A 16,617-nucleotide genomic window follows, 5' to 3' on the forward strand; every position below is an offset into this window, starting at 1 on the left:
TGCTTGCTAATAGAGTAACCGCCTTCTTTCTTTCCTAGGATAATTTCTTAGAAGGCTTTTAACGATTTTAGATAGGAGGGAGCTTTTTTTATGAAATCTTTAGCAGGAAAGGTTGCGGTAGTCGCAGGCGGGACAAGAGGAGCTGGACGCGCAATTTCTGTAAAGTTGGGGGAGGCCGGTGCCACGGTTTATGTAACAGGAAGGACGACTCGTCAAAGTCAATCGCCTATGGGACGGAAGGAAACAATAGAAGAGACAGCAGAATTGGTTACAAATGCTGGCGGTTTAGGAATCCCTGTAAAGGCAGACCACACGATTGAATCGGATGTCATGGAGCTGTTTGAAAGGGTTAAAGAAGAAAGCGGCAGACTGGATATCCTCATCAACGATGTATGGGGCGGAGATCCTCTGACCGAATGGGGAAAAGGGTTTGGGGACCACAGTTTGGCAAATGGACTTCAGATGCAGAAGCAGGCTGTAGAGTCACATATAATTACCGCTCATCATAGTATTCCATTACTTAAAGAGAACGGCCGCGGTCTAATTGTTGAAATTACAGATGGTGTAGATTATAAGCCAAGAGGAAACTTCTATTATAGTCTCGCTAAAATTTCAAACATACATATTGCTCAAGCAATGGCAGAGGATCTCAAAGATGATGGTATTACAGTTATCGCTGTCACTCCGGGATTTCTAAGGTCGGAAGCCATGCTCGAACTTTTTGGTGTAACAGAAGAAAACTGGAAAGAGGGAGCAAAAAAGGATCCTCATTTCATCGCTTCGGAATCTCCTAATTATATTGGGGAGGCGATTAGCTGCTTGGCCTCGGATCCTGACATCCACCGTAAAACTGGCGGGGTTTTCAGAACTTGGGAGTTATCTGAAGAATATGGCTTTAAGGATATAGATGGGACCCAGCCTCATTGGGGGCATTATTTTAAGGAGCATGTTGAGAAATGACCCTGAATTGTAGTATAGCTTCAGATAAGGAGGAGTACTTGTGAAAGAGGAAGTTGCCTATCTGACCATCTTACTCATAGCATCATTCGTATCATTTTTTGTCATTACAAGCTGGCTGGAAACTGGAGAACCAGCCATTTTATTTGTACTGATTATTTTAGCGGCAGATAGAATCTTGGAAAAGAACAGATGGCTGATAGATGGGTATTTGAGGCGCAATAATATCATCAAGTCTGAATCAGCAGAATTACCAGAGCTTGTTAACAAGGATAAACAATAAAGGGAAATTCTTAATGGTGTATGTATCCTGTGACATCATGCTAAAAAATGCTTGTAAAATGAAAGAAGACTCCCTTCAAACCGGGAGCCTTCTTTCATTTTACTCGCTTTTCACTTGTTCACCCGCAGCTCCCCGCTTGTTCTCACTTTCAGAAACAATCAGCGCACAAGCTGCATCTCCCGATATGTTGATGGAGGTCCTTGCCATGTCCAGTAACCTGTCAATTCCCAGGATCAGTCCTATGCCTTCGACAGGAAGGTTCACGCTGCTGAGCACCATTGCGAGCAGAATAAGGCCTACACCAGGCACGCCTGCAGTTCCGATGCTTGCCAGCACGGCAGTCAGGACTACAGTAACCAATTCTCCGATAGAAAGGTCCACACTGTACACCTGGGCGATGAACACAGTAGCGACCCCTTGCATGATTGCCGTTCCGTCCATGTTAATGGTAGCGCCCAATGGCTGTACGAAAGAACTCACCGGTTCTGAAACCTTCAGCCTTTTTTGTGCAGTCTCCATTGAAATTGGAAGGGTTGCATTACTGCTAGATGTACTGAAAGCTACACTCATGGCTGGGCTGAAATTTTTGAAGAACCATAACGGACTTTTGCGAGCCAAAAGTAATACAGCTCCTCCATAAGTGACTGCCGCATGGACCACCAAGGCAAGGATAACTACCATCATATAGAGCCACATCGCCTTGATGGCTCCCCATCCCTGGCTTCCAATGGCAGAGGCAATCAGTCCGAATGTTCCATATGGGGCAAACTTCATAACCATAGTGACCAAGTACATCAACAGGTCATTTGCCTGGCTAATCAAGTTTAGTATTCCTTTTGTTTTATCTCCCAGTGCCGTTAAACCGATACCAATGAAAATGGCAAAGGCAATAATTTGCAGCATATTTCCTTCGGTCATGGCAGTGAGCGGATTTTTAGGAATGATGTTCATGAGAGTTTCTCCCACTGGTGGAGCTTCTTCTGATTCAAAACCTTCATTATTCGTAGTATCTATACCTTCAACCAGTCCTGGATCAATGATATTCGCAAGCGACAGTCCGATGACAATTGCAATGCAGGTTGTCAGTAGGAAAAATAAAATGGTCTTTATGCCAATCCTTCCGAGCTTTTTAGGATCTCCCAATCCTGCAGTTCCCAGCACGATTGAAACAAACACAATAGGGACAACCAACATGGAAATCAGGTTAAGGAATATTCTTCCTAATGGAGTGAATAAATAGGGATCTGCTACTTCAAATATATCTCGAGCAAAAACATTTAATAACAATCCTGTAATGGCACCAGCAATTAAGCCGATAATGATCTTGCTTGTCAAACCAAGTTTCATAAAATTTCCTCACCTTCTCTATTTAGGCAAAATATTTTCTGATTTTTTCCCTTTATTAAACAAAGCCAAACCTGTCATTAAAAGTGGAAGCGCCCTGCACAGCCCCGACAGGCAAATGTTCCTAAGAGAAAAAAGGCGGTTTTCCTTTTATTCTCTTAGGGTTATTTGACCCCGAGGGGTGGGCGCTGGAACTGGACGAATCAAAAGTGGAAGCGCCCTGCTCAGCCCCGACAGGCAAATGTACTGATATCCTTTCTTATTAATGGTAGTAGAAAGCAAAATTATGTAAGGAATTAAGGTAAGGGCTTACAAGTTTTCCATACTTTTAGGTGAAACTAATGCTCTCCAAGGAATAGTTGATCAACAGTAGAAGCTTAAGAAGTCCAACCAGAGAAAGATATATTTTATCAGAAAGTCTTGTTTCATTTCAATAATGATGAAACATCCAACCATGGCTGCGGGTGGAACAGTAAATAATTAAGATTGACCTTGGCAAACCAGACATTAATTTGGCTATAGCTTCAGCTTAATATCCCACAGGCATACCTGGCAATGGATACAAGAACAAACAGGAATGTATACCTACATTTTAGAAATATAAGTAAATACTCAGCACATGGAGAATTGCCGGATTTCAGATTCGAATATACATCGAAATAAAATATACCAGAATGCGTATTCTATCAAAATTTCAAATTTTATGATGTACCTTTTTTGGCAAGGCTCTTTTCTGAAAGGCAGTTCCTCTTGAATGCTATTTTATCCTCCTCCGCCTTTAATGTAGAAGGATCTTCGCTGCAGGCGTGCGACCTCCTGCGGGACTAGCGGCATCTAGTTCCAGCACTAGCCCCTCGGGGTCAAATAACCTCAAGAGAATAAAAGTAAAGAGCGCCTTTTTTTCTCTTGAAAACATTTGCCTGACGGGGCTGAACAAGGTGCATCCACTTTTGATTACAGGTGAGACCAAGGTTACGTATCCACTGGAACGTAACCCCGAACCCAATTGCAGCGCGGAGTCGTGCGTCTGGAGCGGAAATCCATTACTTTTAAGACAGCCACAATCTTTGAGAAAACAGTTTTTGGCAAAAACAAGATTCACTGCTGGCTAAAGCATTATTTGCACCTCATTTTCTACTCTTTTTCTGAGTGCTAACCACGACGTTTTCCTTAAAAGGTATTTTCCTATTGAGTTAGAGCTCTCCTTCTTAAAGAGACTATGTTCATAGAGAACATCCAAAGAAGAGGTGAGCACTACTTCTTTTTTCCATATAAATAGTCTAATAGCCTTGAAGTTGAGGATGAAGTTTGAAATAATAATACACAAAGTGTAAATATTTAGAAAATATTATAAAAGTTTCTATATATGGTCATTATCTGTATATTACTAAGACTAACAAAAGGGTGTTGAGCATGGAAAAAAAGAACCAGAAGAAAAAAAGAAAAACAGGCATGTACCAATCCGGATGAATCTCCTGTTTTTCTTTGTATTTCTCTTATTCTCTTTACTGATATTGAGACTGGGGGTAGTTCAGATCGTATCAGGAGAGGATTATAAACAGGAGGTCGATAGAACCGAAGATGTTGTTGTAACCAATAGTGTGCCAAGAGGAAAGATTTACGACCGTACTGAAAAAGTCATCGTTGATAATGTGGCTAGAAATGCTATTACCTATACCCCGCCGCAATCCCCTAATCCTGAAGATATGATGGAAGTGGCAGCAAAGCTTGCAGGGCTCATTGAGATGGATACCTCTTCTGTAAGGGACAGAGATCAAAAGGATTATTGGATTTTAAAGAATAAAGAAGCAGCGGATAACAAGGTAACAGATGAGGAAAAAAGGAGATTGCCAGAAACAAAGACCTATCAACAAAAGAAAAGAATAGCAAAATCTATAAGATGACGCTGGATAGAATATCTAAACAAGATTTAGCCTCTCTTACTGATCAGGATATCGAGAACCTTGCTATTTACCGTGAATTAAGTACAGGATACGCTCTCACGCCTAAAATCATCAAGAACGAAGGAGTGAGTCAGAAGGAATTCGCAGTAGTCAGTGAAAATCTTTCTGAACTGCCAGGCATCAGTACAACCACAGATTGGGAAAGGGTCTACCCTTTTGAAAGTACAATCCGCTCAATCCTGGGCAGTGTCTCTTCATCGCGGCAAGGACTTCCCAGCGAAATGATCGATTATTATTTATCACAGGATTACAGCCGGAATGACCGGGTCGGAACGAGTCAGCTCGAGCTGCAATACGAACATATATTGAGCGGCCGCAAAGAAAAGGTGAAGAATATTACCAAAGACGGAGCAGTGCTTGAGACGAAGGTGATGAAAGAGGGACATCGAGGAAAAGATATTGTCATCACCATCGATATGGAGCTTCAGGAGGAAGTGGAGAAAATCGTTACAGAGGAACTCCTTAAAAACGTCCACCAGGGAAGGTCTTCGCATTTGGACAGAGCGTTCGTGGTAATGATGGATCCTAATAATGGGGAGGTACTGGCGCTGGTAGGGAAAAGGTATGGAAAAGATCCTAATACCGGTGAATATAGAGTAATGGATTATGCTCTAGGAACATATACAAGCTTCTACGAAGTGGGTTCTGCCGTGAAAGGAGCCACCGTACTTACTGGCTACATGGCAGGTGTTATCAGCCCTGGCCAATATTTAGTAGATGAGCCTATTGAAATAGCAGCTACTAAAGCTAAGACTTCTTGGTTTAATCCGAATGGTGGACAAAACCAGTCGATGAATGACCGGTTTGCGCTGGAAATCTCTTCTAACTCTTATATGTTTAAGGTAGCGATGAAGATGGCAGGAAACCCCAATTATATCCGAAAAGCTCCTATTAATGGTTCAACAAAGGATTTGGTGAATCTGAGAAATCATTTCAACCAATTTGGACTGGGAGTGAATACTGGAATAGATTTGCCCGGGGAGGTAGATGGTTATAAGGGTGAATTTAATGATCCAGGTAACCTCCTTGACTTTGCCATCGGTCAGTTTGACACTTACACTCCATTGCAGCTGGCACAGTATGTATCGACGATTGCCAATGGCGGATACAGAGTCAAGCCGCAAGTTCTGAAAGAAGTACGAAAGCCAGGGAAGGATCCTGATACCTTGGGTGCGATGGAAATGAAAAATGAACCAATCATTTTGAATAAGGTTAATGTGACATCTCATCAGCTGCAAAATGTTCAAAGAGGTTTCTACCAGGTATACCACGGATCTGATGGAACAGCAGAGTCGCATTTTGGAAATGCTCCATATGTTGCTGCAGGAAAGTCAGGAACAGCGGAATCCTTTACTCCTCGTGACCCTGTAACTGGAAAAAAGTATCAGACTTATAACACTACTTTGATAGGATATGCTCCTTACGACCAGCCGGAAATTGCCTACTCTACAGTTGTGCCGGCCTCACATAACGGCAAAACAGATCCTTATATTAATAAAGATATCTCCAGAAGAATCATGGATAAATATTTCGAATTAAAGAAGCAGCGAGATAAGAAAGAAGAAGAGAAAACCAGCGATTCCACTGAGTAATTGAGAAGAGCAGCAGTTAGGAGGAAAAGCGCCGTCTGTAAATAGGCGAGGCGGCGCTTTATTACAGACATAATAAGGTGTTAAACTGAATACAGATGAAAGTGCTGATTACAGCGAATAATTGATAGCATTAAAGTATCGAAGTTTAATAGATAATAGGAAAAGGGGTCAATATTATGTTCAAGAAAATAGCAAGTGATGCATTGGGATTAAGCGATATCGGGAAAATTATCAAGAGAGAGGACTTTGACAAGACCCTTTCTGATGATTACGTCCTTCATGAAGACGGCGAAAAAATCCATTTCTTAATCAAGTCCAAGACGGATGAATACTGTTTCACGAACAGAGCACTTATTCATCTGGATGGAGATAAAGCAGCCAGCAGTAAACGAAATTTGTATCGTTATGAATATTATCAGCACCATATCAGCAACGTATCGATCGAAACTGCCGGAACGATTGACCTTGATCTGGAGATAAAATTCAATTTAGGCAGTAAAACGGTCTCAGTTGATATCGATAAGAAGGAAGGAGAAGCTATTGCGGATTTGTATAAATCACTGTTGGCCATCTCTCACATCCAGGAGGAAGGAAAGCGGAAGCTCGATTCAGCGGAAAGGGGCCTGACGGTTGCAAGAGATCTTATTCAAAACAATCGCTTCCACGATAACGATATTTCCAATGAGTTTAAAGAAACCACTTCCTTTGCTTATGAATGGTTAAACGAACACTATCAAACGAATACCAAAAAAGATTTTGGAGACATTTTTAATCGGTATATCCAAAATTAACAAAGCCTTGAAGCGCGTGCCAACCTTCTATATATCTGGCAGGCGCTTTTTTTTGTCTTTTCCATTCACCTTCAAATTCTCTTCATAGCTGTGCAAAATTCCGATGGAGCGGTTTTTTTACAAGAATGAGAAGACGAATAATACCTGCAGGACCAGGCGCATGAAGAGTAAATGAGGAATGTTTAATAGATGAGACTTTAGGTTATAAAGAAGCCAAGGTACAGGGTTCCTCGCTGATTGTGAAAAGATTTACTGAATTTTGATCCTTTAACTGAACGGCCCCCCACGCTAAAATATATTGACTATTCTGATTAACTCTAAGTCTAGTCGGAATGAATAGAAAAATAAAACTTATTGGCAGGTGTTAAATCAACTTGCAAAAGCTGAAAATTTTAATGATTACTACGGGTTTGCTCTTAACCGGAATCCTTATTTACTTTTTCTCGCCTTATTCAAACAGAGAACATGTCAGTGTAACAACACAAACTGCTTCCATAAATGAACAACTGGAGAATTTAAGCCCTGAAGAAAAACATAATATTAAAGAAGAACTTGAAGCAGTCCAGGATGATGAAGAGAGTGCCGAGAAGCCATCATCCATCACTGAAGAAATCAAAGAAAACGTCAGGGGAGTGCTCAAAGGAGTCATCCGTTTATTCAACAAAGATATGAAGGTTGTTTCCATAGGTGATTCACTAACGCAAGGTGTAGGAGATGAAACGGGGAACGGCGGGTATGTTGGAATCCTCAATAATACATTTCAGGAGAACGAAATTAATATCAAAATAGATAACTTTGGGAAAAGAGGAAACCGTACCGATCAATTATTAAAGAGGCTGGAAGAAAAGGAGATTGCCGATTCTATTGCACAGGCGGATGTTGTCCTGATAACCATCGGTGCTAACGACATTATGAAGATAGTAAAAAGCAATCTCATCGATCTCAAGATGGAAACCTTTGAGGAAGAGAAAAGAGGGTACAGGGAGAGGTTGAAGAAAATTTTTAATAAGGTTAATGAATATAACCCTGATGCCCAGATTTATTTAATAGGTTTTTACAATCCTTTCGAAGGATACTTCGGAAATATCAGTGAATTGGAAATGGTGATGAAAAGCTGGAATGCGGCCGGCAAATCAGTCACAGAAGAATTTGAGAATGTTAATTATATTCCTACTGCTGATTTATTTCAGGATTCTACTCTCGAATTATTAGCGGATGATTACTTTCACCCGAACATAAATGGATATAAACTCATTGCAAAACGGGTGCTGGAACATGTAGAAGAAATCGAGCTGGAAGCAGAAGTTGAAACAGACAGCAGTGAACCAGAAGCTGAAATTACAGAATGAGCTCATATATAAAAGCTGGAGACTACCAAACTTCAGCTTTTTTTTTTGCTCCTTTCGTAAACTTTGTTGCTATTTGATATTAATTTGGTAAGAGGATGTCATCATTCATTGAAAATATTTGTGTAAGCAAGAAAGAAAAAAGCTGCTCCCTCCATGTTAAATAGAGAAAACTAATGTCCGGGGGAAATTCCGGCTCTAGGGAATTTTTCTAAACGCGATATTAGTAAGAGGGGGAGAAGGATTGGAGCGGAAATCCATATTTTTAAAACCGCAACAATCTTGGCGAAAACAGCCTTTCTTTATCACTATCCAACAACTTTGGCCCCGACTCTGAGTTCATCTGTAAACATACAAAATTTAGCCAACACTTAAATGTTTTTCAACATTAGGAAAGGGTATTTATATTTGAGAAACAAATTCAAATATGGAGGTTTTAATCATGTCAAACAACAATAACAATGATCAAAACAACCGAAATGAATATTTTGAAGATCGAGCAGGAACAGATGAGGCAAGATACCATGTAGTCCCTAACGATGAAAAGGGCTGGGCGGTAAAGGAAGAAGGAAATGATGATCCTGTTTACACAACAGATTCTAAGTCCGATGCCGTGAAGGAAGCGAAACAAAGGGCGGAAAAATCAGGCACCATGGCTTATGTCCACAGTGAGCATGGGCAAATAGAAGAACAGCATAATTATAAAGACGAATGACAAGGACAGCCCGGGAACTGTATTCCCGGGTTTTTTGTATGGAGAATTAATTCCGGAATAAAACTTATTGTGAAATAACTGATTCGCTGGAATAATAAGGATAAGGGTGTAGCGAAACGCAGATACCTAAAAGGTCTTCCTGCATGAATTTTTCAAACAACCTGGGGCAGGGCAACAGAGAATAACCAGGAACCGATAAACAACATCCCTTTAAAAAAATCGGAACGGCACAATGAACTTATATTGAAAGGTGAGACCATTATGATCGTCAGAGAAGCAGCAACCGGGGATGCAGAGAAATTGATCAATCTTATTAAAGAGGTAGAGGCAAGTTCCAAATTTATGCTTATGGAGCCTGGAGAAAGAAAAACAACTGCTGAAGAGCAGAGAAAACAACTTGGGCGAATACAGGAACAAGACAATGCAACTGTTCTCGTTGCCGAGAAGGAAGGGAGATTGGCAGGGTATCTATTTGCTATCGGCGGGAATACAATCAGAACCAAACATTCTGCATACATAGCCATCGGAATTTCTAAGCCCTGTCGAGGACAGGGAGCAGGTACTTTATTATTTAAGCGGCTTGAAGAGTGGGCAATGAATCACAGCATCACCAGACTGGAACTCACAGCAGTTACTGAAAATGAAGAAGGAACAGCCCTTTATAGGAAGAGAGGATTTGAGATAGAAGGCAGGAAGAGAAATTCCCTTGTCATAGAAGGCTCATATTTCGATGAATACTATATGTCGAAGCTGCTGTGATGACGGAGTATTTCCAAAGACCAGGGGCATTGCAATTTGTTACTTTTCCAAATGAAATACAATAATTCTCATTTCATTATAAGTCTGTAAATTGAGCAGATAGATTTCTGTCTATGGGCTGAAGATCTTTTATGATCTTTAGCTTTTTTATTTTTGAACAATAGCTAAATTATGTACCAATACTATACAGTCATTCTAATGTGGATACACTTTCAATAGAATCATTAATATTTTATTGGAAAAACCTATTTACCTTAACGCAGCGTCAAGGTGTAAAGTTGAAATTGTCAGGAGGTGAAGTGATGGAATATACGGTAAAAAAGCTTGGTCAATTAGCGGGCGTAAGCACTCGCACGTTGCGTTACTATGATGAAATCGGCATCCTTAAGCCGGCAAGAATCAATTCTTCAGGTTATCGTATTTATGGCGAAAATGAAGTAGACCGTCTGCAGCAAATTCTTTTTTACAAAGAACTTGGTGTAGAGCTGGAAGAAATCAAGAAAATTCTTGATGATCCCGGATTTAAGATAACCAGTGCACTGGCAGACCATCGGGAGAAATTGGTTGACAAGCGCCATCAGCTTGATCAGCTCATCAAGAATGTCGACAAAACAATAGCAATGAAGGAAGGGAGAAGAAAAATGTCTGATAAAGAAAAATTTGAAGGCTTCAAGAATAAATTAGTAGAGGATAATGAAAGGAAATATGGAAATGAGATACGAACAAAATATGGAGAAGAAACTGTAAACCAGTCAAATGCCAAGCTGCAAAATATGTCCCAAGAACAGTTCGAGGAAGCGAACAAGCTTGCTGAAGATATTCATACAACACTTGCGCAAGCTTATAAAACGGGAGACCCTTCTGGTGATCTGGCTCAAAAAGCTGCAGAAATGCATAAGCAATGGCTGATGTTTTACTGGACGGAATATAGCAAAGAGGGCCATGCAGGACTGGGGGATATGTATGTGGAAGATGAACGTTTCAAAGCATACTATGATAAAGATCAAGATGGAATTGCACAGTTATTGAGAGATGCAATTTATATTTACACAGGGAAACAAGATTAACTCTCTCTGGAATAAGGACCAGACCTTTCTGAATTCCTTCTTTAAAGGGGAACGAAAATTTAAATCAAGAGGTACAGACCGAATGGTCGTCTGTACCTCTTTTTTATCTATAACAAAATGTTGTTTTGTGTGACCTTCATGTTTATACCATTAGTTGATCGGTATTAGCAATATCCGAGAAAGGTGCTGGTGACATTGGAAGAGGTACAGGTCCTTCTTCTTTTGGAGAAATTATTAAATAGAAGCCTACAGTATGGTAAAATTAGGATGCGGGGAACGGCTGATTTTTTTGAATTCATGTTTCTGAAAATTCAACCTATTAAACCATGAAAATATATAGTACTATAGCATCAGGAGACAGAGGAGGGAAGGCAATCATATGAAAGCTGAAACAGAAACGTTAGAAGTCAAAAATGTCAGCGAAGAGGGTATGAAGACAGTGCTGGGCTGGTTCGATTCACGAAAAGCATCGTTTTACAAGCTTGCCCGTGCTTATTCGAGCAGCAACAACGAAATTCAAGAAATTTTTTATCAAACGATTATGAAGATATATGATGAAAGAAAATATAATGTAGAAAACCGAAACTTTAAATTTCTTGCTGCTTCCATTTTTATGAATGAGTGCCAGGAAGTAAAAAAGACAAGAGCAGATGAAACGGACATACTTCTGTCTGGCGGCACCTTCAATAAATTGAAAGAATTAGATGAGAAAGATAAAGAAGCGATTGCGATTACATACCTTAAAGAATTTTCGTTTGAAGAGGCGGCCCGTATACTGCAGATAACCGTTGAGTCATTGAAATCACGGCTTTACAGGGGGATTCAACAATTAAGCAATAGATTGGATGAAATGAATCACCCGGAAAGCTGTACACCCTATAGAAATAAGTTCGTTGATTATCTAGGCAAAGATCTGGTTAGGACTGAAAAAATAGAATTAGAGGTTCACATCCCTACTTGCCATTTCTGTCAGGAAGAGCTGGCTGATTTTCAGGATACTATTCTTTCTTTGCAAAGAAGCGCAGATCAGTTACATATTCCTCCTGAGTTGATGAGGCCTGTAAAAGAGAAGGCAGTAGAAACGGAGAGAATCCGAACTCAAAAAAAGAAGAAGAGGAACCGATTTGGTCTTGCAGCCGCAGGTATGCTGACCTTTATCATCTGTACCGGTTTTGTTACTGGGGGATTCACCAGTCTCTACTATTCTTGGATGGGATGGACTGAAAAAGAAGAAATGGAAATCATTCAATACTATAAAAGCGGAATAGGCGAACCGCTTGAACTCGTTCAGGAAAGCAATGGAGTTAAAGTGACGGTTAAGACAGCGGTAGCCGATGATGTGCAGACGATGATTTACTATGAAGTGGAGGACATGAATAAAGAAAATCAATACTTCCTCAATCAGGATGAAGGAATGCGTGTTGAAAATGAATATGAAATTCTGGATAGGCAGGCTGACCAAAGATTTTACCATCCCTTTGAATATGGGAGGGCTGATGAAGAAGAGGAAAATATTTTTAGAGGAAAGATCAGTCTGGCTCCGATTAATTCCGATAGCGGAACGATTCAGCTTAGGCTCATGAGGCTTCAGGAAACGATTAAAGAGGAACCAGGCAGTTCTAAGGTGAGCTCTTACCATCCCGAATTCTTAGAGGGTGATTGGAGTTTTGATATCCCGGTCGAAAAGTACGAGTCCACAGTATTTGATCTCGACCAGGAAAGTGATATAGATGGTATTCCAATCAAGGTTAATAAACTGACGCTTGCCCCTACGGCAACCCTTTTGCAATACAGCTATCAGGAAAGGGGCCAGAAACAATGGATAGAACATGTAACCATGGATTCGCTGAGCACCAATGGTCATTCAGCGAAGGCTGATTATTTTGGAGGGGGAGAGTTTATCACCCATTCAGGAGAATGGACTACCTTCCAATCAAGGTTTGAGCCGCTTTTTAATAAAAATCCGGAGGAAGTAACCCTTTCTATTGGCTCGATGCATCTTTTTATTGAAGACAAAAAAGAAATCGAGGTTAATCAAGCTGGCGAACTTCCGCAATCCTTTGATTATCGAGGAAACGAGCTTACCATCGACGGTGTGGAAACGGAAGGAAACACTACCAAAGTCTATATTACTGACCCTTATTTTGAAGGCAGAGAGCATGAAAGGCTTCGCATTCAGGTGATGTCTGATAGTTCATATCGGGGTTATGGTTTTGGGGTAGATGGTATATTGATAGATAAAAATGGCAAGGAATTCGACCCTGAAGAATATCACTACCCTTTTGATGAAGAAATAGAGCAGCCTCGTTTCTTTGAGACAAGCCACGAAATGGAAATATACGATGATGCGTCAGATGATCCCGGTTATCCGGCAAAGTTGATGATTGAAGGGTATAATTTTACGAAATATATAGAAAATAAGATTAGCATTCCATTAAATTAGACCATTCATAGGAATAGGGTGATTGTTAACACTTTGGTGTGCTCTTATAGAGCTTCCAAAAAGCTGCCTTATAAATGGGTAAATGAAACGGAGTGGGTATATGAGAACTGAGAATGAAATGATGGATATCATACTGGAGACTGCCAGGAAAGATGAGAACATCCGCGCTGTCTATATGAATGGCTCGAGAACGAATCCTAATGTCCCAAAAGATCTCTTTCAAGATTATGACATCGTATATGTCGTTAAAGAAACATCACCTCTAATAGAAAGGAAAGACTGGCTTAAGTCATTCGGTGAGCTTCTTATGATTCAGGAGCCGGATAGAAATGACAGAGTGGCGGGTATTCAAAAGGATACTGCCAACTCTTATGGATATCTGATGTTGTTTGAGGACGGTAATCGTATCGATTTGCAGCTCCAAGCAATAGAAGGGATGATGGCGAGGTATCTTAGTGATAAGTTGACTGTACCTTTGATGGATAAAGACAAAATCTTACCTCCCATTCAGGAACCAACGGATAAAGACTATCATGTAAAGAAACCGTCAGAAGCTCAATTCTTCAGCTCATGCAATAACTTTTGGTGGTGTCAGCAGAATGTGGTCAAAGGAATATGGCGTGATGAGCTTCCCTATGCAAAATACATGTTCGAATGCATTATACGGCCGCATCTTGATGAAGCAGTCTCATGGTGGATAGGAACCAAAACTGATTTTGGCCTGTCCTCGGGAAAATTAGGTAAGTATTTTAAAAATCATCTTCCGGCTTCTTATTGGGAGATGTACCAGGACACCTATTCTGATGGGAACTATGATAACTTTTGGCAGGCAATTTTCACCGCCTGTTCCTTATTCCGTGAATTAGCCAGGGAAGTTGCTGACAGCCTTTCATATATTTATCCAGAACAGGATGATCGCAATATGACAAACTATATGGAAAGAGTCCGTAAACTTCCAAAGGATGCAGAAGGAATTTATTAAAGAACTTTTTTTGGCATTGCTGCCCACAGGTCAAAAGAAAAAGTCTAAAAGATTATGGTTAAATAGCATTCTATCACTTTCCTTTTAAGATAGAGGATTGGTGGCGAATACGTACGACTGTGGGACATGATGTTTTCTACTGCCTAATTGAAAAGTCAAAAGCTGAAGATAGGTAAAGCGTCTTCAGCTTTTTAAATGCTGTTTTCCCTTCCTCACCCTTTTACGCAGGGGAAATTGAGTCGCACGCCTGGAACAGAAATCATTCGTTCAATGATCATAATTACCATACAAAAAAAATAGCTTTCTACTCAAACAAAGGAGTGGAAAAATGATACCTCCGAAGCATATCGTTTCTGCAGCAGCTGTCATTGTTAATGTCCTTTTAATTAGGCTCTTTTCGTAAACTTTGTTGCTATTTATTATGTCTTCGGAAAATAACACCATAATTCCCCTGACATACCTGTTAAGCAAGAAAGAAAAGAGCTCCCCCCCGGTCAAAGAGGAGATCCTCCGTATCCAGGGAAAAATCCGGCTCTTGGGATTTTTCCGAAAGCAACAATCTTGCGGTAACAGCCTTTAATAAAGGGTCCAAAACGGGGATGGGAAATGCCCGGAGGCCAGGTCGAAGAAGGAGAATCTATAAAGGATGCAGCGGTACGAGAAACTAAAGAAGAATGCGGCTCATCGAAGTCACTAAAATTTGCGGCGTGTTCCAAAACGCAGGAGGATCCATCTGTATTACACTATTCCTTGGAAAACCGGTTGGGGGCGAGCTTACCGCAACCCCTGAGGCTCTTGAAGCAGGATTCTTTCCTATAGAAGATGTATATGAGATGGTAACTTTTTTAAATTTCAAACAAAGGATACAATTATGCCTGGATGAAGAGGCACACCCTTTTTATGTCGAGTTTTAATTTTACATATTAACAAAAGGAAAACAAAAGTTAAATCTGAATGCAGAGGAAGCAGGTTAATTTATGAAAAAAACGTTTCCATTAATTGAAACGAATCGACTAATTCTAAGAGAAGCAGTACCATCAGATGCTGCAGATATGCTGGAATACTTATCTGATTCTGAGGTAGTAAAACATATGGGCCTTTCACCATTTCAATCAATCGAAGATGCCCTGGGAGAGTTGAATTGGTACAGTGCTATATTCAGGGAAGATTACGGGATTCGGTGGGGAATAACAATAAAGGAAAGCGGCAAGATGGTCGGCAGCTGCGGAATACATAATTTGGTGAGCAAACACCATAGAGCAGAAGTGGGTTTTGAATTAAGCAGGAACTACTGGGGAGCAGGAATCGCAAGTGAAGCATTAAGCGCAGTCATTATCTATAGTTTTGTGCATTTTAAATTGGAAAGAATAGAAGCTCTGGTTGAACCTGATAATAAGTCTTCTCAGAAACTGTTAGAAGCAAAGGGGTTTCAAAGAGAAGGACTGCTTAGACATTATGAATATACTTGCGGAAAATTTGATGACTTATTTATGTATTCTATATTAAAAGGTGATTTACCACTGGATTAATGATTTCCAACAGTAAAGAGGGTAGCAGAAAGTTTGATACTGTTTTTACTTAAGGCTGTTTTCTAATTAATTGCTGATTTCAGGTAAATCCCAAAATCCGGACTTGCCATTTTTTCTCTAACCAGTTTTTATCCTCTCTTATTGGGTAGAAAAAATAAGAAAGGAGAATGATATGGATACGATTCTGTTTGGCTTATTTGCTGCAGCATACATTGTGTTAGCAATCTGGACAATTAAGATATTTAAGAATTATCATGTGTACAGTGCTGCTTTTCTGGTGCCTGTCATTTTAGGGCTTGTCTATGATAACAGCATTATAGCAGCAGGAAGATACATTGGGGAGGGGGCATTACTTCAATTTTTGAATGCCCTCCGATATTGGTTCCATGCCTTCTTCACACCTTTACTTGTTCTTTTTTCGTGGAAGACACTGGAACAGGCGAATATCAGTTGGGCAAAAACCAAATGGTTTCGCTGGGCTGCGTATCTTCTGACTGCAGCGCTGGTTTTGATTGAACTCTTCGCAGAAGTCCTTGGGATGGAACTAGAGGCTGCCTGGGAATATGGAGTTCTTACATATAGCAATACAGCTTCCTCAGGAGGACCGCCAATAATGGTGCTCATCGTATCGGTTGTTTTGCTGGCTGCCTCCATTATCATATGGCGAAAGCAGAAATGGATATGGTTTTTCGCCGGATCGCTTGTGATGGCAGTGGGGAGTGCGGTACAGCTTCCAATTGAGAGCGGGGCCATCACAAATTTATTTGAACTTGCATTATTAGCTTCCTTGGCTGCAACAGCGCATTTTCAGGGAAGAAGAGAAAGGGATTGAGTCAGAGGAAATC

Annotated in this window: 14 protein-coding genes and 1 pseudogene; 14 read left to right on the top strand and 1 reads right to left on the bottom strand. The window is 40.5% G+C overall.

Features of this window, described 5'->3' with window-relative positions; translation table 11 throughout:
* Positions 1-90 precede the first annotated feature (90 nt).
* Both B9Z54_RS19265 and B9Z54_RS19270 read left to right on the top strand, forming a co-directional pair.
* Positions 91-960, top strand: coding sequence for an SDR family oxidoreductase (locus B9Z54_RS19265; protein ID WP_113929998.1), 870 nt, complete (start codon positions 91-93; stop codon positions 958-960).
* A 40-nt stretch (positions 961-1,000) separates the two neighbouring features.
* Complete coding sequence (locus B9Z54_RS19270; RefSeq protein ID WP_187444316.1) at positions 1,001-1,240, top strand: short-chain dehydrogenase; 240 nt, start codon at positions 1,001-1,003, stop codon at positions 1,238-1,240.
* Between the two features lie 99 nt (positions 1,241-1,339).
* Here the strand turns inward: B9Z54_RS19270 and B9Z54_RS19275 are convergent, their stop codons facing one another.
* Complete coding sequence (locus B9Z54_RS19275) at positions 1,340-2,587, bottom strand: dicarboxylate/amino acid:cation symporter (protein WP_113929999.1); 1,248 nt, start codon at positions 2,585-2,587, stop codon at positions 1,340-1,342.
* A gap of 1,463 nt (positions 2,588-4,050) precedes the next feature.
* On the opposite strand from B9Z54_RS19275, the gene B9Z54_RS25880 reads away from it, so the two are divergent.
* The 12 genes and pseudogenes from B9Z54_RS25880 (at position 4,051) to B9Z54_RS19340 (ending at position 16,604) form a co-directional block, all read left to right on the top strand.
* Positions 4,051-4,488 (top strand): hypothetical protein, encoded by a 438-nt coding sequence (locus B9Z54_RS25880; protein ID WP_240190010.1) that lies wholly within the window; start codon positions 4,051-4,053, stop codon positions 4,486-4,488.
* Entirely contained in the window at positions 4,485-6,140 is a 1,656-nt protein-coding gene (locus B9Z54_RS19285) for a peptidoglycan D,D-transpeptidase FtsI family protein (RefSeq protein ID WP_240190011.1), read from the top strand. The genes B9Z54_RS25880 and B9Z54_RS19285 overlap by 4 nt, the downstream gene beginning before the upstream one ends.
* Before the next feature lie 176 nt (positions 6,141-6,316).
* Entirely contained in the window at positions 6,317-6,931 is a 615-nt protein-coding gene (locus B9Z54_RS19290; protein ID WP_113930001.1) for a PH domain-containing protein, read from the top strand.
* A gap of 374 nt (positions 6,932-7,305) precedes the next feature.
* Positions 7,306-8,280, top strand: coding sequence for an SGNH/GDSL hydrolase family protein (locus tag B9Z54_RS19295; RefSeq protein WP_240190012.1), 975 nt, complete (start codon positions 7,306-7,308; stop codon positions 8,278-8,280).
* 439 nt (positions 8,281-8,719) lie between these two features.
* The gene (locus B9Z54_RS19300) at positions 8,720-8,992 is read left to right on the top strand and encodes a DUF2188 domain-containing protein (RefSeq protein ID WP_113930002.1); all 273 of its coding nucleotides are present in this window, start codon (positions 8,720-8,722) and stop codon (positions 8,990-8,992) included.
* 261 nt (positions 8,993-9,253) lie between these two features.
* A complete protein-coding gene (locus B9Z54_RS19305) occupies positions 9,254-9,751 on the top strand; it encodes a GNAT family N-acetyltransferase (protein WP_113930003.1) in 498 nt (165 codons plus the stop codon).
* Positions 9,752-10,053: 302 nt separating this feature from the next.
* Positions 10,054-10,818 carry a MerR family transcriptional regulator gene (locus B9Z54_RS19310; RefSeq protein WP_113930004.1) on the top strand — a complete coding sequence of 255 codons (765 nt, stop codon included), beginning with the start codon at positions 10,054-10,056 and terminating at the stop codon, positions 10,816-10,818.
* A gap of 379 nt (positions 10,819-11,197) precedes the next feature.
* The gene (locus B9Z54_RS19315; protein ID WP_113930005.1) at positions 11,198-13,261 is read left to right on the top strand and encodes a DUF4179 domain-containing protein; all 2,064 of its coding nucleotides are present in this window, start codon (positions 11,198-11,200) and stop codon (positions 13,259-13,261) included.
* Between the two features lie 100 nt (positions 13,262-13,361).
* Positions 13,362-14,243, top strand: coding sequence for an aminoglycoside 6-adenylyltransferase (locus tag B9Z54_RS19320; protein ID WP_113930006.1), 882 nt, complete (start codon positions 13,362-13,364; stop codon positions 14,241-14,243).
* A gap of 576 nt (positions 14,244-14,819) precedes the next feature.
* Positions 14,820-15,157, top strand: a pseudogene (locus B9Z54_RS19330) (NUDIX hydrolase); the annotation flags it as partial.
* A 63-nt stretch (positions 15,158-15,220) separates the two neighbouring features.
* Positions 15,221-15,772, top strand: coding sequence for a GNAT family N-acetyltransferase (locus B9Z54_RS19335; RefSeq protein WP_113930008.1), 552 nt, complete (start codon positions 15,221-15,223; stop codon positions 15,770-15,772).
* Between the two features lie 172 nt (positions 15,773-15,944).
* Positions 15,945-16,604, top strand: a complete 660-nt coding sequence (locus B9Z54_RS19340; protein WP_113930009.1) for a hypothetical protein — start codon at positions 15,945-15,947, stop codon at positions 16,602-16,604.
* Positions 16,605-16,617 lie beyond the last annotated feature (13 nt).

The sequence above is a fragment of the Bacillus sp. P14.5 genome (genome assembly GCF_003316765.1).
GTDB lineage: Bacteria > Bacillota > Bacilli > Bacillales > Bacillaceae_B > Rossellomorea.